Source organism: Pseudomonas sp. B21-017, assembly GCF_024749245.1.
Classification (GTDB): Bacteria; Pseudomonadota; Gammaproteobacteria; order Pseudomonadales; family Pseudomonadaceae; genus Aquipseudomonas.
This window is the reverse complement of record NZ_CP087194.1, coordinates 3,937,443-3,957,438: the sequence shown is the minus strand read 5'-3', so window position 1 is coordinate 3,957,438 and position 19,996 is coordinate 3,937,443. Positions and strand designations below refer to the sequence as shown.

Annotated in this window: 21 protein-coding genes and 2 pseudogenes; 13 read left to right on the top strand and 10 right to left on the bottom strand. The window is 57.4% G+C overall.

Features of this window, described 5'->3' with window-relative positions; translation table 11 throughout:
- The first annotated feature begins 8 nt into the window (after window positions 1-8).
- Window positions 9-629, top strand: coding sequence for a cell wall hydrolase (locus LOY28_RS17815; protein WP_258612277.1), 621 nt, complete (start codon window positions 9-11; stop codon window positions 627-629).
- Window positions 630-664: 35 nt separating this feature from the next.
- On the opposite strand, the gene LOY28_RS17810 is transcribed toward LOY28_RS17815, so the two are convergent.
- Window positions 665-2,011 (bottom strand): PAS domain S-box protein, encoded by a 1,347-nt coding sequence (locus LOY28_RS17810; RefSeq protein ID WP_258612276.1) that lies wholly within the window; start codon window positions 2,009-2,011, stop codon window positions 665-667.
- Window positions 2,012-2,528: 517 nt separating this feature from the next.
- Here LOY28_RS17810 and LOY28_RS17805 point away from each other — a divergent pair.
- The 3 genes and pseudogenes from LOY28_RS17805 to LOY28_RS17795 all read left to right on the top strand — a co-directional run bounded on the left by LOY28_RS17805 (window position 2,529) and on the right by LOY28_RS17795 (window position 5,906).
- Entirely contained in the window at window positions 2,529-4,430 is a 1,902-nt protein-coding gene (locus LOY28_RS17805; RefSeq protein ID WP_050563969.1) for a potassium transporter Kup, read from the top strand.
- 20 nt (window positions 4,431-4,450) lie between these two features.
- Window positions 4,451-4,621: pseudogene (locus LOY28_RS17800) on the top strand (LysR family transcriptional regulator); the annotation flags it as partial.
- A gap of 235 nt (window positions 4,622-4,856) precedes the next feature.
- Window positions 4,857-5,906: an alpha/beta fold hydrolase gene (locus LOY28_RS17795; RefSeq protein WP_258612275.1), complete on the top strand. Its 1,050-nt coding sequence runs from the start codon at window positions 4,857-4,859 to the stop codon at window positions 5,904-5,906.
- Window positions 5,907-6,042: 136 nt separating this feature from the next.
- Here the strand turns inward: LOY28_RS17795 and LOY28_RS17790 are convergent, their stop codons facing one another.
- A complete protein-coding gene (locus tag LOY28_RS17790; protein WP_018930247.1) occupies window positions 6,043-6,204 on the bottom strand; it encodes a DUF2986 domain-containing protein in 162 nt (53 codons plus the stop codon).
- 228 nt (window positions 6,205-6,432) lie between these two features.
- Between LOY28_RS17790 and LOY28_RS17785 the strand changes: the two genes are divergently transcribed.
- Window positions 6,433-7,155, top strand: coding sequence for a tetratricopeptide repeat protein (locus tag LOY28_RS17785; protein ID WP_026286737.1), 723 nt, complete (start codon window positions 6,433-6,435; stop codon window positions 7,153-7,155).
- Window positions 7,156-7,274: 119 nt separating this feature from the next.
- On the opposite strand, the gene LOY28_RS17780 is transcribed toward LOY28_RS17785, so the two are convergent.
- From LOY28_RS17780 to LOY28_RS17770, 3 genes and pseudogenes are all read right to left on the bottom strand, one after another.
- Window positions 7,275-7,673 (bottom strand): hypothetical protein, encoded by a 399-nt coding sequence (locus LOY28_RS17780; protein ID WP_245220381.1) that lies wholly within the window; start codon window positions 7,671-7,673, stop codon window positions 7,275-7,277.
- Window positions 7,674-7,900: 227 nt separating this feature from the next.
- Window positions 7,901-8,128 (bottom strand): annotated as a pseudogene (locus LOY28_RS17775) (transposase); the annotation flags it as partial.
- The gene (locus LOY28_RS17770) at window positions 8,129-8,491 is read right to left on the bottom strand and encodes a helix-turn-helix domain-containing protein (RefSeq protein WP_018930252.1); all 363 of its coding nucleotides are present in this window, start codon (window positions 8,489-8,491) and stop codon (window positions 8,129-8,131) included. It abuts the pseudogene before it with no gap.
- A gap of 112 nt (window positions 8,492-8,603) precedes the next feature.
- Here LOY28_RS17770 and LOY28_RS17765 point away from each other — a divergent pair, with 112 nt between their 5' ends.
- Window positions 8,604-9,338: an SDR family NAD(P)-dependent oxidoreductase gene (locus LOY28_RS17765; RefSeq protein WP_258612274.1), complete on the top strand. Its 735-nt coding sequence runs from the start codon at window positions 8,604-8,606 to the stop codon at window positions 9,336-9,338.
- A 59-nt stretch (window positions 9,339-9,397) separates the two neighbouring features.
- On the top strand, window positions 9,398-9,997 hold the full coding sequence (locus tag LOY28_RS17760) for an NADPH-dependent F420 reductase (RefSeq protein ID WP_018930254.1): 600 nt from the start codon (window positions 9,398-9,400) through the stop codon (window positions 9,995-9,997).
- A gap of 252 nt (window positions 9,998-10,249) precedes the next feature.
- Here the strand turns inward: LOY28_RS17760 and LOY28_RS17755 are convergent, their stop codons facing one another.
- Complete coding sequence (locus LOY28_RS17755) at window positions 10,250-10,702, bottom strand: helix-turn-helix domain-containing protein (protein WP_018930255.1); 453 nt, start codon at window positions 10,700-10,702, stop codon at window positions 10,250-10,252.
- Between the two features lie 161 nt (window positions 10,703-10,863).
- Here LOY28_RS17755 and LOY28_RS17750 point away from each other — a divergent pair, with 161 nt between their 5' ends.
- From LOY28_RS17750 to LOY28_RS17735, 4 genes are all read left to right on the top strand, one after another.
- Window positions 10,864-11,499 carry an NADPH-dependent F420 reductase gene (locus LOY28_RS17750; protein WP_258612273.1) on the top strand — a complete coding sequence of 212 codons (636 nt, stop codon included), beginning with the start codon at window positions 10,864-10,866 and terminating at the stop codon, window positions 11,497-11,499.
- A gap of 47 nt (window positions 11,500-11,546) precedes the next feature.
- Window positions 11,547-12,512 carry an SDR family oxidoreductase gene (locus tag LOY28_RS17745; RefSeq protein ID WP_018930257.1) on the top strand — a complete coding sequence of 322 codons (966 nt, stop codon included), beginning with the start codon at window positions 11,547-11,549 and terminating at the stop codon, window positions 12,510-12,512.
- Window positions 12,513-12,626: 114 nt separating this feature from the next.
- Window positions 12,627-13,247 (top strand): NADPH-dependent F420 reductase, encoded by a 621-nt coding sequence (locus LOY28_RS17740; RefSeq protein ID WP_258612272.1) that lies wholly within the window; start codon window positions 12,627-12,629, stop codon window positions 13,245-13,247.
- 90 nt (window positions 13,248-13,337) lie between these two features.
- Entirely contained in the window at window positions 13,338-13,754 is a 417-nt protein-coding gene (locus tag LOY28_RS17735) for a nuclear transport factor 2 family protein (RefSeq protein ID WP_018930259.1), read from the top strand.
- Between the two features lie 91 nt (window positions 13,755-13,845).
- Here the strand turns inward: LOY28_RS17735 and LOY28_RS17730 are convergent, their stop codons facing one another.
- Entirely contained in the window at window positions 13,846-14,460 is a 615-nt protein-coding gene (locus tag LOY28_RS17730) for a LysE family translocator (RefSeq protein WP_258612271.1), read from the bottom strand.
- 230 nt (window positions 14,461-14,690) lie between these two features.
- Between LOY28_RS17730 and LOY28_RS17725 the strand changes: the two genes are divergently transcribed.
- The gene (locus LOY28_RS17725) at window positions 14,691-15,269 is read left to right on the top strand and encodes a DUF4337 domain-containing protein (protein ID WP_018930261.1); all 579 of its coding nucleotides are present in this window, start codon (window positions 14,691-14,693) and stop codon (window positions 15,267-15,269) included.
- A gap of 150 nt (window positions 15,270-15,419) precedes the next feature.
- On the opposite strand, the gene LOY28_RS17720 is transcribed toward LOY28_RS17725, so the two are convergent.
- From LOY28_RS17720 to LOY28_RS17710, 3 genes are all read right to left on the bottom strand, one after another.
- The gene (locus LOY28_RS17720; RefSeq protein WP_157755467.1) at window positions 15,420-15,749 is read right to left on the bottom strand and encodes a hypothetical protein; all 330 of its coding nucleotides are present in this window, start codon (window positions 15,747-15,749) and stop codon (window positions 15,420-15,422) included.
- 62 nt (window positions 15,750-15,811) lie between these two features.
- On the bottom strand, window positions 15,812-16,132 hold the full coding sequence (locus LOY28_RS17715) for a hypothetical protein (protein ID WP_096480027.1): 321 nt from the start codon (window positions 16,130-16,132) through the stop codon (window positions 15,812-15,814).
- Between the two features lie 1,745 nt (window positions 16,133-17,877).
- Window positions 17,878-18,909, bottom strand: coding sequence for an IS110 family transposase (locus LOY28_RS17710; RefSeq protein WP_096479963.1), 1,032 nt, complete (start codon window positions 18,907-18,909; stop codon window positions 17,878-17,880).
- Between the two features lie 229 nt (window positions 18,910-19,138).
- Between LOY28_RS17710 and LOY28_RS17705 the strand changes: the two genes are divergently transcribed.
- Window positions 19,139-19,975, top strand: coding sequence for an AraC family transcriptional regulator (locus tag LOY28_RS17705; RefSeq protein WP_019579480.1), 837 nt, complete (start codon window positions 19,139-19,141; stop codon window positions 19,973-19,975).
- The last annotated feature ends 21 nt before the right edge of the window (window positions 19,976-19,996 follow it).

Here is a 19,996-nt window from a genome sequence, read left to right as displayed (position 1 = left end):
GTCGGAACATGCGATTCAAAGGGGTAGCCACCTGCTTCGCAATCAGCCTTCTGTGCGGCCAGGTGTGGGCAACCGACCAGGAGCAAAAAAAGGAAGTGGCTGAAGACAAGGCACAGGTCCTGGAGCAGAAAGCGGCAGAGAAGGGTAACGAAGCTCCGGTGCCCAAATCCGAGGTCATCACCCCCTCCGAAGCGCAGGCGGTCGATCCGGCGGGCACCGCGCCGCTGGAGGATGCCATTACGTGCCTTGCACGCAGTATCTACTGGGAAGCCAAAGGGGTGACTGCTGCCGACATGGAAGGCGTCGCCAGCGTGGTCATGAACCGGCTGGGTCACGAAGGTTTTCCGGATACGGTGTGCGCCGTGGTCAAGCAAGGTTCCGAAAAGCATGCCTGCCAGTTTTCCTGGTGGTGCGACGGGCGTGCGGATCAGGTAAAGGAAGACGACGAATATGCCATCGCCAAGGAGATCGCGCGCAAGGCACTCAACAAGCAACTGACGGACCGCACCCACGGTGCCTTGTATTTCCACGACAGAACGGTGAAACCCGACTGGGCGAAGCAGTACATCAAGACGGGCGAGACCCGGAAGTTTCTGTTCTATAAACCTGGTGGCGGAACGGCAAAGTAGGTGCGAATCGCTTCGCACCATCTGGAGCCAACCCTCTACTGGCCGCTTATGCTACGGGAGGGAAACGCTACGGTGATGGTCAGCCCCTCGCGCTTCCAGTCACGGCGGATTTCGCCGTGAAGCTGGCCATGCACGGTCGCTTTGGCGAGAAGGGTGCCGAACCCGGTGCTGTCGGGCTCCCGGTCAATGAGCGGGCCATTCCTTTCGCTCCAGACCACGGTGAATACCTCCTCACTCTCGCTACAGGCAATATCCCAAAGCCCGTCAGGCAAAGAGAGCGCCCCATATTTCGCGGCGTTGGTTGCAAACTCATGCAACAGCAGAGCGAAGCTGGTGACTGATGCACCGTCAATCGTTATGTCAGGGCCGGTCACGACGGCGCGTGACTGGCTGGTATCCCCGCTATCGGCATAAGGCGCGAAAATGGTTTGAATGAGGGCATGCAATGTCGTTGGCTGCTCGTTACTCAAACCGTGCGGTATGGTCAGGGTGTGGGCTCGCGCCAATGCGTTCAGCCGTGCGCAAACGGCGGAGGCGAGTTCACCGGGGGTCGTTGCCGAACGGGCGCTCAGTGAGACCACGCTGTTCGCCAGGGTGAACAGGTTTTTCACACGGTGATCCATCTCTCTGATGAGCAGGCTCTTTTGCTCTTCCGCCTGTCGTCGCTCGGTGATATCGCGAGCGATTTTGGCCGCTCCGACAATACGGCCTTGCCGATTTCTGATGGGGGAGACGGCGAGAGAGATCTCGACCAGGCTGCCGTCTTTGCGCCGCCGGAGGGTTTCATAGTGTTCGATGCGCTCGCCTCGACGGATGCGCGCCAAAATGCCGGGTTCCTCATCCCGCCGATCCAGGGGGATGAGCATATCAATGGGTTGGCCGACCGCTTCCTCGGCCGTGTAACCGAAGAGTCGCTGGGCGCCAGCGTTCCAGTTGGTAATCGTGCCGTTCAGGTCTTTGGCGATGATCGCATCGGCGGACGATTCGACCAGCGCGTCATGGATCAGCGCGGCTTTGTCGGCGACGGTCTGGTCAGTCAGATCGATCAGCATGTTAACGGCGCCTATCAGGCTGCCTTCTGCATCGAAGATCGGCGAGGGGCACGCCAGAAAACGAACGCGTGTGCCATCCGGACGCTCGGCGATGGCTTCAATCCCTCTGACAGGACGTTGTTCCTTCAATGCCATGGACATGGGGCATTCATCGTGGGGCAGCGGCGTGCCGTCAGGCCAATAGAGCTTCCAGGAGCCGCAAAAGGCGCTCTCCCCAAGCGCCGGGGTCATTCCCCACAGCGCCACCGCTGCACGGTTGTAAAAGGTGATCAGACCCTTGGCATCGGTGGTGTAGATGGCCTCGGGCAGTGCCTCAAGGACATCGCTCAACCCCAGGTCGTGAAGGAACGGGGAGGTTTGCTCGCTACCTTCTGAGGGTGTACAGGTAGGTCCAATAGCGGTGTCGTCCTCATGGACAGGCCCTTGGCTCATTCGCAAACTCCATGCTGGTGGTGCCTTGGCACTCGATTCAGGTGATTCGGGTTGAAACACAGGATATAGCGATGTGGCGAGGTCCCGGAAAGAACCTTGCCTCTAATTAAGGACTATTTTTGGTCGCGCACAAGAAGCTTGATCGAAATTCGCTCGCTGCTGCCCGTACATTTTTACGCTTTCTTTACGGTAGGTGTTTTCCCTTGCGAGGATACTTGCCGCGTTTTTTTGATCGTCGACAGGCCTGCAAACTCTCCAGGTCGCCTGAACGAACGGCATGACACCCATGGACTAATCTCATTATCAAGCCGTGGGGTTTCAAGGCTGAGTTCCAATGTTTGCCCGGTAACCCCGCAAACCCTCTTGCTCGAAGGTGGCATGCCATTTATTTCCTTCAATCTCAGAGAAGCTACCCGTGAGCGAAACAGCGATCCCCGCCCATGAAAACTCCCACGCCAAAACATCAGGAGTGGGCTTGCTCGTCGCCGCGGTCGGCGTGGTTTATGGGGACATTGGTACCAGCCCGCTTTACACCCTCAAGGAAGTGTTCGCCGGCCACTATGGTGTCCAGGCCAATCAGGACGGTGTACTGGGCATTCTGTCGTTGATTTTCTGGTCGCTGATCTGGGTCGTCTCGATCAAGTACGTGCTGTTTATACTGCGCGCCAACAACCAGGGCGAGGGCGGCATCATGGCCTTGACGGCACTGGCACGCCGGGCCTCGGCGCCTTATCCGAAAATGAGCCGGAACCTGGTGTTGCTCGGGCTGTTTGGCGCGGCACTGTTTTACGGGGACAGTATGATCACCCCGGCCATTTCGGTGCTCTCCGCGGTTGAAGGTCTGCAACTTGCGTTCGAGGGCATTGGGCATTGGGTCGTTCCGCTGTCCGTTATCGTCCTGGTAGCACTGTTCCTGATCCAGAAACATGGCACGGCGCGTATCGGCATCCTGTTCGGCCCGGTCATGGTGCTGTGGTTCGTGGTGTTGGGCATTCTCGGTACATTCGGCATTCTGCAACGCCCGGAAGTGCTGCAAGCGCTCAATCCTGCTTGGGCGGTGCGATTCTTCGTGGTTCATCCGGGCATTGGTATCGCCATTCTGGGCGCCGTGGTATTGGCATTGACCGGTGCTGAAGCGCTGTATGCCGACATGGGCCATTTCGGTCGCAAACCGATTGCCCGTGCCTGGTTCATGCTGGTGCTGCCTGGCCTGGTGCTCAATTACTTTGGCCAGGGGGCGTTGATCCTCGGGAACCCGGAAGCGGTACGCAACCCATTCTATCTATTGGCACCCGACTGGGCGCTGCTGCCGATGGTCGCGCTGTCGACACTGGCCACCATCATCGCCTCCCAGGCGGTGATTTCCGGGGCGTTCTCACTGACTCGCCAGGCTATTCAGCTGGGTTACGTGCCGCGTATGTTTATCCAGCACACCTCCAGTCAGGAGCAGGGGCAGATTTACATCGGCCTCGTGAACTGGGCGCTGATGGTCGGCGTCGTGTTGCTGGTCATCGGCTTCGAGTCGTCCAGTGCGCTGGCGGCGGCGTATGGCGTGGCGGTGACGGGGACCATGTTGATCACGACCATCCTGTCCTCGGCCGTGGTCCTGCTGCTGTGGAAAACACCGCGCTGGTTGGCGATTCCGATGCTGTTGGGTTTTCTCGTGGTCGACAGTCTGTACTTCGCCGCCAACATATCGAAGATCTTCCAGGGTGGTGCGTTCCCGGTAATCGCCGGTATTGCCCTGTTCATTTTGATGACCACCTGGAAGCGCGGCCGCAAGATCATTGTCGAGCGACTGGACGAAACCGCTCTGCCGCTGCCGTTGTTCATCAGCAGCATTCGCGCGCAACCACCCCATCGTGTGCAGGGTACGGCGGTATTTCTGACGGCCAGATCCGATGCTGTCCCCCATGCCCTGCTGCACAACCTGTTGCATAACCAGGTGCTGCACGAGCAGGTGGTGTTGCTCACCGTGGTGTCTGAAGACCGCCCGCGGGTGCCTGCGGATCAGCGGTTCGAGATCGAGTCTTTTGGCGAAGGGTTCTTCCGGGTCAGTCTGCACTTCGGTTTTATAGAGGAGCCCGATGTGCCGCTGGCGTTGAGTCTGTGCCATTTGAAAGAGCTGGATTTCAGTCCGATGCGCACCACCTATTTCCTCAGCCGCGAGACGGTCGTCCCGACCAAGCGTATCGGCATGGCCCGTTGGCGCGAGACCCTGTTCGCGTTCTTGCTGAAGAACGCCAACAGCAACCTCAAATACTTCAATTTGCCGCTCAATCGTGTGATTGAGCTGGGTACGCAGGTTGAGATGTAGCGACTCATCCCTGTGGGAGCGGCGGTGCGCTGCTCCCACAGGTAGACCTCGCCGATGGCACGCTGCGCAGAGTGTTGCCGCTGTGGCAGGCTTCGCCCGTCTCGGTTTATGCCCTCACCGAGACGCGACTGTTACCGGCGAAAACCCAACGGTTCATCGAGTTTCTGCGTGAGAAATTGCAGGATGCTTAGTGGGTGGTGACTGCCTTTCACTAGGCAAGACCCGCGGGAAAGCGGACGTTCAGCCTTCTCTCTAAAAGACCGCGAACAGAGTTAACGATGAAATTTATGCCCGTGGATTCGATTGTGGGCTTTAATGTCCGTGCTCACTATGCAGCCACGTTAGCTTCGACTCCGTACGAAGGTGGATTCGCCTGACGGCGGGTTCAGGTTGCCATGTATTTGTCTAATCAAGGAAGAAACGACATTGAAAATAGCTTTTGGCGCCCTGTTGTTGATCTGCCTGACTACTCTCGCACTCGCTGACGAGAACCCTGTCGGCTTCCAATCTTCCACACTGCCGGACCCGCACAGTGACCGCTCACTGGAGATGGTCGTTTGGTACCCCAGTGCGACTACCGCCGCCACGCAATTGATCGGCGATGATGTGGTGTTTGTCGGTGCTTCTGCCGTTCGTAACGCGCCGCCCGCTGCTGGCAAGCATCCCTTGCTGGTGCTCTCCCACGGGTACAGGGGGAACTGGAGCAACCAGATCTGGCTTGCCAGTGCTCTGGCTCATAGGGGGTACATCGTCGCCGCAATCAATCACCCTGGCACCACCACTCATGACCGTAGCCCTCAAGCTGCGGCGCAGTTATGGCAGCGCCCGGTTGATTTACGCCGAGCCATAGATGCGGTCACGACTCAACCAGAAAAATTCGGCTTGGTCGCCAATGACCGAATTGCAGTAGTGGGCCATTCACTCGGCGGCTGGACCGCCCTGGAGATAGCCGGCGCTCGTTTCGATCCAGACCGCTTCGCCCTTGACTGCAAAGCTCACCCGCAGTTAGCGAGTTGCACCGTCTACGAAACGATAAACCCTGCAAGCACCTCAAAATCAAAGGCCGCGTTGGCCGCCGATTTGCGCGATAAACGCGTCTCTGCTGTGGTCACATTGGACCTGGGCCTTTCACGGGGCCTGACCGATGAAAGCCTGGCGGCGCTGCCGGTACCAACGCTGGTGATCGCTGCCGGTGTACCATCGCGCGAGCTTCCTGCTGAGTTGGAGTCTGCCAACCTGGCCAAACGCTTGCCTGCGGCGACAAGCCGTTACGTCGAAATCAGCGACGCAAGCCATTTCAGCTTCTTGTCGATGTGCAAACCTGGCGCGCAGAAACTGCTCGAAGACGATGTACCAGGCGATGGCATCATTTGCCTGGATGGCGACGGCGGTCGCTCACGTGGGGTGATTCAGCAGCAGATCACATCGCTGATAGCAGAGTTTCTTCAGTCATCCTACAAAGAAGCAAGTTTGTAAACTCGTGGTGCGGGAACTGCTGCAGCTCAACAAAAAACCGCTGTAGCAGTTTTGGCGTCCGCGCGATCTGTCAGATTCGGTTGGGCAGGGAAGTGGGCTCTGCGGCGGAAGCGGTCGGTCGCGAAGGCTAGGTAGATCAGCTCTCAGCGCAAGTGATTGAGTCCTGACCGGCTTCAGCCGCCAGCTTCAATCGGTCAGCTTTACTAATGTATTTAGTCTTGCTTTTCGGTGCCAGTTTGGCGCTGGCCTTTTTGGCGTTAGCCTTTAATAACTGATTTATTTTTTTACGACGATTCATATTTTCTGCTCGGTTTGTCAGTGCTTGAATGATACCAGCTTAAAATTTCAGGTAAAAATTGATACCGGTGCGGCGGCCTGCGAATTCCACTCCGTCTGCAGTGGCGGTTGCGGCGGGAACTTCAGGGTACTGGCCAGGTCAATGGGGGCCCTGTATCGCAGATGCCGAGCAGTGCTGGTGGCCTGTTTTACGACAGTGCCGTCCGAGATCAGCTGAGTCCGCCCCCTGATGCCAACCAAGATTTCTCTGCCGAGCCTCCTCCTGGCGTTCTGCGTCGTCACGTCGCTTTGTTCGGTTGCTGCCGAGCGAAGGGCGCCCTCGCAAAGCAACAGCGCATCAACCACCCTGATCGAAACCGCATCGCGGCAGTATGGAGATGGCCAGTTGGACCAAGCCGCTGCCACGCTGGAGCGTGCTCTGCATATCCAGCCGAACAATCCCGCGACGCTGCATTATCTCGGTGTGTTGCGTCTTCAGCAGGGGCAGTACCAACAGGCTGAAACGTTGGCGGTGCGCTCGAACATGAGAGTTGGTAGCAACGTAGCGTTACGCAACCGCAACTTCCAATTGATCCAGGCGGCGCAGCAGGCCAACGCATCGAGCACCTCACCCAACGCCAAAGAGGACCAGGTCGCAGTACAGAAGGGGCTTGAAGAGGAGGCCCAAAGGCTGCGCGAAGCAGAAATGGCCGCTGCTGAACAAGCCGCTCCGGATACTGGGCGCGATGCTGGCAACTTCGCTCGCGCAATGCCCGAAGGAGAATTGCAATCGGCTTCCGCCGAGCCAGCGCCCGCGTACGATGGTGTTGAGATTCCCCGTGGCCATTGGCCGTCTCCGGGTAAATGCCGAATCTGGTTTCCTGATCGTCCGCCCGGGCATCAGCCCCCACCGGGCAAATGCAAGAAGCTACGGCATCGGGTTCCGTTGGGAGCCTATCTGGTACACGGATGAGTTTCTGAGTGTCTTCTGGCGGGTCGGCGACGGTCCAGCTTCGACCGTCGCGTCACATCAATTGTCAGACTTCCGTCTGTTCCGCCATTCCCAAGGCATCATCGATATCTATTCTCAGGCTAGCGACGATAGTAGCGGTGATCGTCCTCGTAGCGGTGCCGCATGGGCCGATCATCGTGGCGCTCCCAATAACGATGGCGTTCAGCTTCTCGACGGGCTTGCTCTCTGCGCCACTGTTCTCTACGCCATTCGTCTCGGCGCCAATCGTCTCTACGATCGTGCCAACGGCCGTCATGCCAGTATCGGTCGTCATGGGCCAGCAAGGGGCCTGGCTGTTTGCCGGCCGTACTGGCCAAGGTTGGCCAAGGGTTACCGGCGGCCTCGACCGGAGCCTGAACGGCTGCCACTTCAGTTGCGAAAACAGGGGTTGAGGTCTTCATTTGTGTTGCTGATGCGGAGCCCATTGCCGCGAACGCGAACAGGCCGAAGAGCACCATCCGTGGGTCATGGAATTTCATGAGCGAAGACAACCTCTGATTGACAATGGACGTGTGGCCATCTGACTGCGGGAAGCCTGCGAGGTCGCGCTTACCGAGGATGTGCCTGTCCACATAGACCGATAAAAAGAGAAAAGTTCTAGGACCCCGCGGCTTAAATAGCCGACGACCTCATTGTTCGGCTTCTTTGAGGTTTGTTATCTAGTGGATTGGGTTAATTTGAGATTTATTACTTGGTGCAGGCGCACCTATCCCGTGACCGGTGGCCCTTGCGGTAAAAGTTTGGCCAGCCGGCGCAGGTTCTGCACTGCGGCGGCCAGCGTGAACTCATCGGTTGCGCCACTCATGCCACGTAGTCGTAAACGATCCACTTTCAAGATGCGCTTGAGGTGGGCAAACGACATTTCAAGATTCTTGCGTTCGTGGCGAGAGCGCATGTACTCCGGTGTCGCTGCAATATGCCGAGCCACATCCCGCTAGGGCAGCGTGTCGCGCTTGGCGAAGATGCTTGCCACTTCCGCCATGTTCTCGGTTCCCCAGGTGCACAGCGGGATGATCGCGTCAGCCAGGCTGCGACCGAGCGGGGTCAGCGTGTAATCCACGCGCGGCGGCACTTCCTTGTAGTCGGTCCGCGCCAGCACGTGATCGGCCTCCAAATCCTTCAATTGCTGGATCAGCACCTTGTCACTGACGCCAGGGATCAAACGCTTGAGTTCGCCATAGCGCTTTGGGCCGTCGCGCAGGAAAAACAGGACCAGCGGTTTCCACTTGCCCGAGATGATGCGCAGCGTGGCGTTGAGCCCGCAGCCGGGGTCGCAGGTTTCAGAAGGTGTGGTCATATTGGGTACTTACCTAAAAGTGCATACTTGTCGTTAGGTTATTAGATCCGCATAGTCGTTCTCAAGCAAGCAGCTCCCTGCTTCCATACAACGCTTAGGAAGGATGTACGACATGACCAGACTGAATGGAAAGACCGCTGTGATCACCGGTGGCGCTACGGGCATCGGCCTCGCCGCTGCAAAACGCTTCATCGAGGAGGGCGCCTTCGTCTTCATCTTTGGCCGCCGGCAGGAAGCGCTTGACGCCGCTGTGGCCGAACTTGGGCCCAATGCCCGCGCGGTGAAGGGCTCGGTCTCCGATGAGGCCGACCTCGACCGACTCTACGCGGCGGTGAAGGCCGAGCGCGGAACCCTCGACATCGTTTTCGCCAATGCCGGGGCGGGAGGCCCGCTTCCGCTCGGCAAGCTCACTGCCGAGCACATTGACGAAACCTTCGAAACCAATGTGAAGGGGACGATCTTCACGGTCCAGAAGGCGCTGCCGCTGATGGGCCAGGGCGGTTCGATCATCCTGACCGGGTCGAGCGCCGGCACCACGGGCGCCCCGGCATTCAGCGTCTACAGCGCGAGCAAGGCGGCAGTGCGCAACCTCGCGCGGACCTGGGCGGAGGACTTGAAGGGCACTGGCATCCGGGTAAACGTGCTGTCGCCCGGGCCGACGGCGACCGAACTCGCGAAGGCCGCGCTAGGCGAGGCGGGCATGAAGGTCTTCGCCTCGATGAATCCGCTCCAGCGCATGGCCGATCCAGCGGAGATCGGAGCGGTGGCTGCCTTTCTCGCGTCGCAGGACAGCAGCTTCATGACCGCCAGCGAGGTCGCCGTCGACGGCGGCCTGGCGCAAATCTGACTCGCCACGCCCGGCCCGCTATTTGGCGCCGCCGGGGGTGGTAAACCTGAGGAGAATATATGAGCTACGCAATCATCGGTTTCGGCAATATCGGCCAGGCCCTGGCCAAGGCGTTTGCCCGCAACGGCATCGAAGTAGCCGTTGCAACCACGCGCGCCCCGGAAAGCTTTGCATCCGTCGCAGCAGCGATCGGACCTCAGATCATTCCCAAAAAACTGGCGGACGCGGTCAAGGCGGACATCGTCTTTTTGGCTGTCCGTTTCGAGTCGCACCCGGATGTCGCTAAGGCGTTGCCGACCTGGAAGGGGAAGACCATCATCGATGTGACCAATGCCTACGGCGTGTCCCCTGAAGAACTGGGAGGAGAGCCATCTTCCAGAGTCGTCGCGCAGGCCTTTACTGGTGGACGACTGGTCAAGGGCTTCAATCATTTGGGCGCTGCCGTCCTTGGCCAGGATCCGGCCGTACAGGGTGGCAGGAGAGTCGTGTTCCTGGCGAGCGACGATGACGGCGCCGCAACGGAAGTGGGTGCGCTTGCAGAAAATCTCGGTTTCTCGCCGATCAAACTGGGCGGGCTTTCGGAAGGTGGACTGCTTGTGCAGGCGCGCGGAAATACCTGGGGTCAACTGATCTTCAAGGACTTGGTCAAGTTCGGCTGATGAATCGCGATCGTAAATGTTGATGCGGTCCTGGCCACAACTTGGAAAGTCAAAGCCACGAACAGGACGTTTGAGGACCATTTTGTCTTCGCCATCACTGTTCGCAATGGCAAGCTGACGAACATCCGGGAGTACGTCGACACGCAAGCATTGGCGCGGGCCTCGGAAATGGTCACGAGCCCTCGGACCTGAGTCATCGGAACTGATACCAACTCATTTGCGCGCCGTGACAGGGCGCGTTCGCCGCTTTGTTCATCCCCCGCTCTCAGGAAAGAGGCACCCGCCATTGCGGACCAGCGCCTTCACTTCCTCGCTCACCTGCATGGGGTTTTGACTTAATCGAGCAACCAAATCCTCGTGGCGCCGCACGTACGACTTCGAATCATGCTTCGCGCTCCAGAGCACAATGTTGATCACTATGGGAATGAGGTCCAGGCCCTTCTCGGTCAACGTGTAAAAGTCCTTGCGTCTGTCGTCGGGGCTGGGTGCCTTCGAGAGAACGCCTTGCTCCTCAAGAAAGGCAAGTCGGGAAGCAAGAACATTGGTCGCGATTCCCTCTTCCGATTTCAGAAACTGGCCATACGTCTTCTTTCCAACAAAAACGATGTCGCGAATGATCAAGAGCGACCACCGGTCGCCAAAAATCTCCACGCCGTAGTTCACCGCGCAATGGGATCGAAAGTCTTCTTTAAGAGTTGTCTTCATGGCTGGATCTTAGCATCGCTTGCATGTCGCAAGTAAAATTCCATAGGTCACTTGCTATTTGCAAGTAAGGCGATCAGCATGGATCGCACGTTGAATGAGTTCGCCGGATCGCACCAGCAGCCATGGAATGATCAACCCCCATACCTGCAAGGAAACTGCGCATGAGCACTATCAGCATCATCGGCTCAGGTGGCATGGCCGCAGCGATCGGCGGCCTTGCCGCCCAAGCCGGACACACCGTCGAGGTGATGAGTCGTGACGCCATCAAGGCGCGGGCGCTGGCCGAGCAGATCGGAGCCGGCGCGACGACAGGAACGTTCGGCGCCGCGCCGGCCGGGGAGATTGTCATTCTGGCGGTTCCCTATTCAGTCGTTCTCGACGTGGTGAAGCAGTACGGCGAAGAATTGGCAGGCAAGCTTCTTGTCGACATCACCAACCCCGTCGCCCCCGACTTCACAAGCTTTGTGACTCCTGAGAATAGTTTCGGCGCGCAGGAAATCGCCAAAGCAGCCCCAGCCGACGCCGAAGTCATCAAGGCGTTCAACACCCATTTCTCCCACGTCCTGGCTGCCGGTCCTGTCGAGGGCCACCCGTTGGACGTGTTCATCGCTGGAGACGACGCGCAGGCGAAGGCACGCGTCTCGGCATTCATCGAGAGCCTCGGATTACGCCCGATGGACACCGGGCCGTTACTCATGGCGCGAACGTTGGAGCACGCCTGCCTGCTTTCGCTGGGCCTCATTGCCCACTCCGTCAAGCACACGCACTTCTCAATCGGCGTCAGCCTTCTCGGCTGACCGCACCCGCAGCACCATTTTTTATCCCACTTACAAGGATCACCAACATGCGCGTTTTCGTAACTGGCGGGACCGGCCATTCCGGTCCATACATCATCTCCGACCTCATCGCTGCCGGCCACGAGGTCACCGCTTTGGCCCGGTCAGACAGCGCGGCGGAGGCGATCACTGCGCTCGGCGCAAAGGTGCGTCGCGGTGATCTCGATGATCTCGAGGGGCTCAAGGAGGCGGCTGCAGCCGCCGACGGCGTAATCCACGTCGCGCACCGACAAGACCTGCTTCCGGTCGGCGGGATCGACGCTGTTGCCGCAGCGGAGGTCCAGATCATGCTCGCATACGGTGATGCACTGGCTGGAACGGGAAAGCCGCTGGTCGTGTCGGGCAGCATCGGTTCGCCGACTAACGAGGGTTGGCCGGTTCCTGGGCCGCTCCAGAGCCGACCGGCGACCGAGGAGGATCCGGCTCTTTCTCCGGCTGGCGATCAATATAAGGGCTCCCTGCGGGTTCGTAACATCGTGGAGCTGACTGTAATCGGTCTCGCTGAGCGGGGCGTGCGGTCTTCGGTCGTGCGCATTTCTGAAATCATGCACAGCTCAACCGACAAGGCCGGTTTCCTTCAGGTCCTCATCGGGCAAGCAAAGGAAAAGGGCGTCGTTGGCTTCCCCGGCGACGGCTCCAACCGGTGGGCGGCAGTGCATGCCCGCGACCTCGCTACCCTGTTCCGCCTGGCGCTGGAGAAGGGGCCCGCTGGCAGATCCTGGCATGCGGTTGCTGAAGGGGCGATCCCGTACCGCGAGATCGCGCAGGCCATTGGCAGCCGTCTGAACCTTCCCGTCGTGCCCATTCCTGCGGACGTAATGATGGGGCCGGGTTTCTTCGGCTTCCTCGCGAACTTGGTGACGCTGGATACCCCGGCGTCGAGCGATATCACGCGCCGGATGCTCGGCTGGACACCAATGCAGCCGGGCCTGTTTGCCGATATGGACAATGGCCATTACTTCCCTGCCGCCTGAGTGAGCTGAGGCTGTTCGCCGGGTCGCAACGAGCCCGGCACAACACGGGATCCCAACCGGGGGAAGCCCGTTCAGAGATTGCGGGCAATACCCCAACTCATTTGGAGATTACACATGAGCACTATCAGCATCATCGGTTCAGGAGGCATGGCTGCGGCCATCGCCGGTCGTGCCGTCAAAGCTGGACACACCGTCGAGGTGGTCAGCCGCGACCCCACCAAGGCGCAGGCGCTGGTCGACAAGTTCGCAGCAGGAGCGACCACAGGAACCTATGGGGCCGCGCCCGCTGGCGACATCGTCATCCTCGCCGTGCCTTACACCGGTGCGGCCTCGGTGGTGGCCGATTACGGGGACGCGCTCGACGGCAAGGTGATCATCGACATCACCAACACGGCCTCGCCGGACCTCACGGGTCTCGTCTCTCCCGCCGGCAGTTCTGGTGCGCAGGAGATCGCCAGGATCGCCCCCGCCAGCGCGCATGTCGTGAAGGCATTCAACACCCTTTTCGGCCACGTCCTTGCCAAGGGAGGCCCCCTCGATGCGTTCATCGCCGCCGACGATCCGCAGGCCAAGGCACGCGTCTCGACGTTCATCGAAAGTCTCGGGCTGCGTCCGTTGGATGTTGGTGGCCTGCACATGGCCCAGACGCTCGAGGCGCTCGGCCTGATGATGATCGGCCTGGCGAAAAACGGCGCCGGCACTTGGGACATCGCCTTGAAAGTCGATATCGGCTGAGTCTCCGACACCACGCCCCTCACCGGCAGGTCCACAAGGTATCTGATTAGAACGGACGCGAGCAGATGCGAGAGAAGCGGAGAGATTTTGGTGAACACACAAAAGAATGTTCAGGTTGTTAAGGACTTCTTTACTGCAATGGGCCGCAGCGATAGGCGAGGTCTAATGGCGCTGACTTCCGAAGATATTGAATGGATCATTCCGGGCGAGGACTGGCCGCTGGCTGGCACGCATCGCGGGCACGCGGGATTGGAAGATCTGCTTCAGAAGGCTTCCGAAAAGATGGAAACCTCTGTCATGGAGTTCCACGAATACGTGGCGCAGGGTGACCGGGTTCTGGTCGTCGGCTTCGCCAAGGGGAGAATCAAAGCCACGAATAAAACGTGGGAGGACGATTGGGTCTTCGCCATTACCGTGCGAAATGGAAAGCTGACGAACATCCGGGAGTATATCGATACGCAAGCACTGACGCGGGCCTGCGAAATGGACGCGGGCTCCAGGCCCTGACCCATCGAGAAGAACTGTACGCAGCCGGGGAGGGGAGCGGGGAAGACATCGCGAAGTGTGTCTCCTTCTTCTCGGATAAAGGAGAGGATTGCTAAACCAGTTGGCGAATCCCCAAAGACAAAATCAACCCACCGCACAGTCGATCAATTGCTTTTTTCCTCCCTTGGTACCCGGCAGCGATCTTGGATTGCGAAAGAGCGATTGCGACCATTCCATACCAGGTCATTGAAACCACCACGACAACTGCCAGCATCGACAAAAACGTGCCTGGCGAAACGTGGGCGGGGGCTGCGGCTGAAAAGACAGCGGCATAGAAAGCCATGGACTTGGGGTTGCCAATATTGGTAACCACACCCTGAATGAAGGACTGCCGGCAACTGCCGGCGATGGCATCATTTAGCGGGCCAAGCGCATTCTTCCCTGCGTTGATCAGCAGTCGGAATCCGAACCACATCAGGTAGGCGGCGCCCAGAACCTTTACAACAAGCGCAGCCCAAGGGAGCGTAGCAAATACAACCCCGAGACCTGCAATTGCACAGGTGGACCAGAACAAGTTGACCAGTACGATGCCCGCGACCAAAGCCAGAGCTTCTGATCGTGTAGCAGCCACCGCTTTATGGACCACCGCAACGAAATTTGGCCCGGGGATAACGACGCCGGCCAAGTAGACCAAAAAGACTGTCAAAACGGCGGAACCATCGATCATGTGTTTCCTCGCGAGTCCTGTGGACGGTGACCGTCACGGGTGAAATGTACTAAGAGCTAAGGTCGTTTGTGACCTCAACGTCCATCGAAATAAGAGTCTTGCACAGCGTTATCGAGATCAGGGGCTTTTTACACACTTTGGACCACTGGCTGCCAGTCAATTGTGTCCAAAGAATCAGGGACAATTCATAATGCTGTCCATCTCCACTAACACCTCCAAGATCGACACCCATGCCTGAAGAGTTCGAAGTCCCCAGCCCACACGAGCAACACATTGAGCACACCACCCATCATGCGCATGCACAAGGCGACAGCTTTGCCAGCAAGATTGCGGTGATGACAGCCATCATGGCGACCGTCGGCGCCCTGATGAGCTATCAGGCCGGCTCAACGGAGAATGAGGCGGCCATGGACAAAAACAACGCCGCTATCCAGAAAACCGAAGCCGCCAACGAGTGGAATTATTACCAGGCCAAGTCCAGCCGGCAGAACCTGTCGGATCTGGCAAGCCATCTCCCAGGGCTGGACTCCGCCCATTATGTTGCTGAGGCGCGGCGGTACGGGGAACAGAAGGAGGAGGCGCGCAAGAAGGCTGAAGCATTCGAACAACGGGCAAGGGAGTGGGACGAGAAGTCAGAGCAGGCGTTGCATCAGCATCACCGCTGGGCCCAGGCAATGACAGCGATTCAAATAGCAATTTCACTGGCGGCCATTACCTTGCTGACGCGTAAGGAATGGCTCAAGCGGCTCTCGTTTGGGGCCGCGGGTGTTGGCGTCATGTTGGGTTCGCTGGCTTGGCTGCATATCTGAGCGAGGCGCTCAGACGTTCACCTGTCGAATGCGATTGCTACTGGTCGTTTTCAGTCGGTCGCGGCCGGCTGAAAACGGCCAAAAGCTGCCTGTCGAGTAAGCGGAAAAAGTTGACTGAAAAACCACATAGAACCTGGCCTTCAGGCAGGGTTACTCTTCTCTTTTCCAATGTCTAGCAATTCTGAAAGCTTTGTGTCGAAAGGATTGTGAAAGAACTTTCTGAGATGAGCATTGAAGCAATAGTTCGGATAGCTTTTGGTCAACAGGAAACCCATCATCTAGCCATTTGATTGCAAGTTGAGACCAATATTCAGAGTCAGACTCCAGCGCCGTTACAAGCAACTGGGACAACGATATTTCTTCCGGGATCGAGCTTTTTATGCCCAGCGTCGATACAGCAACTGAAAGGTTCTGTTTTACAGTCCCATATGACTTTTCAAGCAGTGGCAGCAGCCAAACATAACTGAAACGCAGACTCATTGTCTCAAGAACCCCATATAGCATAGTCGCTGACAGCTAATCCCGTTTTCGGGGTGACCGCATCACTCTGTCGTCGAAGCCAGCGCATTGTGTAGTTCTTGTCGGGCGAGAGGAAAACCCTCAAGCGTCATCCGGACGCTCAGCGTTTCGCGGGCTTTGGCCACCGATGCAGGCCCCAGGATCACAATGGCTCGTATGGCGACCCAACGAGTAAAATGGTTCTCTGGGTCTGAAACCAGTGAAAGTATCCTTTCAAAGTCCGCATCGTCGGATGCGTGCTCTGCCAACAACCTAGCAGTACCTAAGATATCAATTGGGTATGCAACTTGATGTACGCCCAGATACATCGCCCTGTCGATCAATTCGTCAAAAGAAGAGTCCATGGTGCCTCGTAAGGTAAACAAAAATCCCCCACGCACCTGAATCCACTTATCCTGTCAGATTCCACTAGTGGTGCGACCGTAACCTCCCAGCTTACCCGACCGATCAGCCTGTGTCTGAGATCAGTAAATCATCGGCACAATTCTAAGCGTGGCGGGTGACGTGCATGTCAATCAACGCAATTCAGATGACTGGTTTGGGTCGACTGTCCCCCTTCACGACAGGCAGCAATCGACCCAGGCTGTGTAAAAACGTTTTAGAGCAGGTTTGAAGGTTCGAATCGGAACGAAAACCGCGTTCCTACGCAAATTTCAGGACCACTGATCTGCCAATCACGGTCAGATTTTACGTAGCGACACAGACTTCAAAACGAGGCCTGCGTTTTTACACAGCCTGGGCCAGAAGCAGACAAAACCGTGGCAAATGGATGGCATGGGCCGCTATGCTGAGTCTTTGCAAAATACTGAGCTTGCCGTCACCAATAAGAATGTCAGTAATCAGGATAGTCACATGCATCACATCATCGGTTTATACACCTCGAAAAAAACAGAGCAATTGTGGCGGCTAGAGTCTCAAGACCAAATTGTTTTCAGATCTGATTGCTTTCATTCCCTTGGTTATTTTTACCTGATAGCTCCTGCTTTTGAACAATATGCTCAAAGAGATGCAAGGGTAAGCATTACGTCAATGAACGTAAGATTTTGCCTCAGAGGTGACGATCTAAATAACGCGGTGGAAATTTTGAATAATTTCGAAATGGCGCTATATCAGCGACCCACAAGCTGGCGGGAATATCTAGGTGAAATTCAGTACCCCAGGCAACCACGGCGGCCAATTCAACCGCTGTTATTCAGGGAGCGACTATCTCGACTCGTCCACAAGCTGCGAGCGTTAGTGCTTAAAGCTCAAGCCCAGGATGCGGGCCTTGTGTATGGGAACGGGGTCTGTTACCGCTCTCTGCGCGGTATAAAATTGCCGTCCGGTACTGTTGTGTATTCTTAGATCCTGGTTAACGGTACAAGCCTTTCTTTTTGCTTGGGACGTGATAGAGCTCGCCCTTCAATCAAACCAGAATATTTACTACGAAAAATTATATGAAAAAGCTAAGTAGCGATTTCAGTGGGGCACTCCGAACATTTGCATACTTCATGGCAAGTGGAACCCACTACATGCTAAAAAACGTGGAGTACCTAGACGTTTATGGCTCAGAACCAAGTGCAATTGAGATGGTGTTCGCAATATTTGCGAACGTGATAGAAATGGACAGTGAAGGGAATGTGCTCAATTTCACCCACGCCCAAAAGAGAGCGACTGACTACCTAAGGTCCTACTGCGACTCATCTTTCAAAGTGACGCCACCTCTTGAAGACTGGGAAACCGAACTTTATGGGCCGCCCCCACTCGGACGCTAAGAGCGGGCTTTAATCTGTTGCGAAAAAAACACATATTGGAAATTTCTCCCTCTTTACTGAACGACCGTATATGGACTCCTCCTCATTGCAAGCCCCTTTGCTTTGGCTCCCGTGCCGACTGCACACGTATATTCGGCCTCTAAATACGGCATCGTTTCGATGCAGGGCCATGATGGGCTATTCGCGCGCCGGCTCCCGATCGCTTTTTCGTGCTTTTCGCACTTGGACATTCGAGGGTTTTGCCGACGCCGGTTCGACCGGTTTGCCATCGTTCAGGTTGCTTCGCAATCGTGGTGAAGAGTTGTTTCTCTCGTAGAACACGTCGGGTAAATAGATCAGGCCGCTGCCTGATTCGGTTGGTAATCAGTGCCGTGATGCAGCATCGCCCAAGCCATGCGTGCAGTTTTGTTGGCCAGCGCAATAGCGGCCACATTGGGATGCGATCGTTCGGCTAAACGAACGGCCCACTGGCTGAGTCGATCCTCTTTGGATTTGGCTGTGCGTAGCGCCGAGCGTGCGCCATGCACCATCAATGTTCGCAGATACGTATCACCACGCTTGCTGATACCGAGCAGTCGATCCTTACCACCAGAGCTGTGTTGCCTCGGTGTCAGTCCCAGCGAGGCGGCAAACTGTCGGCCATTGGCAAACTGACGGGCATCACCGAGAGCGACGACGAGCGCTGTGGCGATCATTGGGCCGACGCCGCGCAGCTGTTGAAGGCGAACGGCGGACGGCTCGTTTGTCGCGATCGCAGTGATCTCGCCGTCGAGCTTGCATACACGCCCATCCAGCGCACGAAGGTCGTCCCACAAACCATCCAACAGACGACGAAAGCGTGCCGTCAAACCGTTATCCGCATCCTCTAGCCAGCACGGTATTGCACGACGCAGCATCAGCAATTCCTTCGGTGCAACTAGACCGTACTCGGCGACCAGCCCACGGATCTGATTGGCTTTGGCCGTCCGCTGTTCGATTAAGCCGGCCCGGATGCGATGCGTCGCCTGGATATCCTGTTGTTCGATCGTCTTGATGGCGACGAAGCGCATGCTGGGACGGCTCATTGCTTCGCAGATCGCCTCGGCATCGTTCGCGTCGTTCTTGTTGCTTTTGACATAAGGTTTAACGAACTGGGGGGCGATCAGCTTGACTCGAAATCCGAGAGCTTCGAGTTGCCGCGCCCAATGATGGGCCCCACCGCAACTCTCCATGCCGATCTCACAACCAGGTTCGACCTTTTCCAGCACCGTTTGAAGCCAGCGATCACGTGGTAGTCGCTGCCGCCAGACCGGCTTCTCGTGGCGATCCACACCGTGGATCTGAAATACGTTCTTGGCCAGGTCGACCCCAATGCGCATAAGCTTCATGTGTGGACTCCTTCTCACTGTTGACTGTGGTTCGCACCTTCAGTCTGGCACTCAAGATGCCGAAGTGAGGAGGAGTCCATCCCATTGCTTTTGGCCGATTTCTGCCTTTCAGCATAGGCAGCTATGGCTCAGCATCAAACCGCACAAATCTTCTAAACGTCCTTTTCAAAAGCGCGGTAATTTAGTCGCCCGCACAGTTCAAAGCTGAACCATACCTCTGGAGCCTTCCGTGGATAAACGCAACTGGATTGAGCTGTCCCAGGATGCCGATACCGGGATTGAATCGATTCGTGCCCATTTTCAGGGGCATGCCTACGATCCGCACTGGCATGACAGTTTTCTGGTGGGGGTCACCGAACAGGGGGTGCAGCAGTTCAATTGCCGACGCGTTCGCCATCTTAGTACGCCGGGCAAGGTATTCATGCTGGAGCCGGGGGAAATCCACGATGGGCATGCGCCGACCGAGGAAGGGTTTACCTATTCCATGCTCTACCTCGATCCGCACTGGCTTGAACGGGAGTTGCATGCGTTGTTTGAGCACGCGCCGGCCGATAGTCAGCCGGGCTTTGCCGACACCCTGAGCCAGGATCCGGGCCTGGCCACTGCCATTTATCAAGCCTTCCACGTGCTCCATGAGGGGGACTTGCGCATCGTGCGCCAGAGCGCCATCGATACCTTGTTGGGGTCGCTCACTTGCCACCTTGATTGGCGCAAGCGGCAGGCCTTTGATCCGCGTCTGCCGTTGGTGGCCCAGGTTGCGCGTGACTATCTGCATGCCCATGTCTACGAGGACATCGGGTTGGATGATCTGGCTCAAGCCTGTGGTGTTGATCGCTTTCGCTTGACGCGGGCCTTCAAGGCAGCCTTTGGGCTGGCGCCTCATGCTTATCTGATCCAGCTGCGCCTGGCCAAGGCGCGGCAGCTACTGGCGCGGGGCGAGTCGCCGGCGCAGGTGGCCAGTGCTCTCGGGTTCTCCGATCAAAGCCATATGGGGCGCTGGTTCCGCCGTGCCTACCAGCTCACGCCAGCGGACTATCGCAAGCGTTGCTCAAACCTTCCAGACTGAAACCAGCTGACCCGCGACCAT

What these genes read in the sequence shown, in the direction of transcription:
- LOY28_RS17790 (WP_018930247.1), bottom strand. Translation starts at nt 6,204, where the DNA reads ATGAATCGTCGTAAAAAAATAAATCAGTTATTAAAGGCTAACGCCAAA.
- LOY28_RS17710 (WP_096479963.1), bottom strand. Translation starts at nt 18,909, where the DNA reads ATGAAGCTTATGCGCATTGGGGTCGACCTGGCCAAGAACGTATTTCAG.
- LOY28_RS17815 (WP_258612277.1), top strand. Translation starts at nt 9, where the DNA reads ATGCGATTCAAAGGGGTAGCCACCTGCTTCGCAATCAGCCTTCTGTGC.
- LOY28_RS17780 (WP_245220381.1), bottom strand. Translation starts at nt 7,673, where the DNA reads ATGAAATTCCATGACCCACGGATGGTGCTCTTCGGCCTGTTCGCGTTC.
- LOY28_RS17725 (WP_018930261.1), top strand. Translation starts at nt 14,691, where the DNA reads ATGCCTGAAGAGTTCGAAGTCCCCAGCCCACACGAGCAACACATTGAG.
- LOY28_RS17750 (WP_258612273.1), top strand. Translation starts at nt 10,864, where the DNA reads ATGAGCACTATCAGCATCATCGGCTCAGGTGGCATGGCCGCAGCGATC.
- LOY28_RS17760 (WP_018930254.1), top strand. Translation starts at nt 9,398, where the DNA reads ATGAGCTACGCAATCATCGGTTTCGGCAATATCGGCCAGGCCCTGGCC.
- LOY28_RS17765 (WP_258612274.1), top strand. Translation starts at nt 8,604, where the DNA reads ATGACCAGACTGAATGGAAAGACCGCTGTGATCACCGGTGGCGCTACG.
- LOY28_RS17740 (WP_258612272.1), top strand. Translation starts at nt 12,627, where the DNA reads ATGAGCACTATCAGCATCATCGGTTCAGGAGGCATGGCTGCGGCCATC.
- LOY28_RS17785 (WP_026286737.1), top strand. Translation starts at nt 6,433, where the DNA reads ATGCCAACCAAGATTTCTCTGCCGAGCCTCCTCCTGGCGTTCTGCGTC.
- LOY28_RS17755 (WP_018930255.1), bottom strand. Translation starts at nt 10,702, where the DNA reads ATGAAGACAACTCTTAAAGAAGACTTTCGATCCCATTGCGCGGTGAAC.
- LOY28_RS17745 (WP_018930257.1), top strand. Translation starts at nt 11,547, where the DNA reads ATGCGCGTTTTCGTAACTGGCGGGACCGGCCATTCCGGTCCATACATC.
- LOY28_RS17770 (WP_018930252.1), bottom strand. Translation starts at nt 8,491, where the DNA reads ATGACCACACCTTCTGAAACCTGCGACCCCGGCTGCGGGCTCAACGCC.
- LOY28_RS17730 (WP_258612271.1), bottom strand. Translation starts at nt 14,460, where the DNA reads ATGATCGATGGTTCCGCCGTTTTGACAGTCTTTTTGGTCTACTTGGCC.
- LOY28_RS17715 (WP_096480027.1), bottom strand. Translation starts at nt 16,132, where the DNA reads ATGGACTCTTCTTTTGACGAATTGATCGACAGGGCGATGTATCTGGGC.
- LOY28_RS17720 (WP_157755467.1), bottom strand. Translation starts at nt 15,749, where the DNA reads ATGAGTCTGCGTTTCAGTTATGTTTGGCTGCTGCCACTGCTTGAAAAG.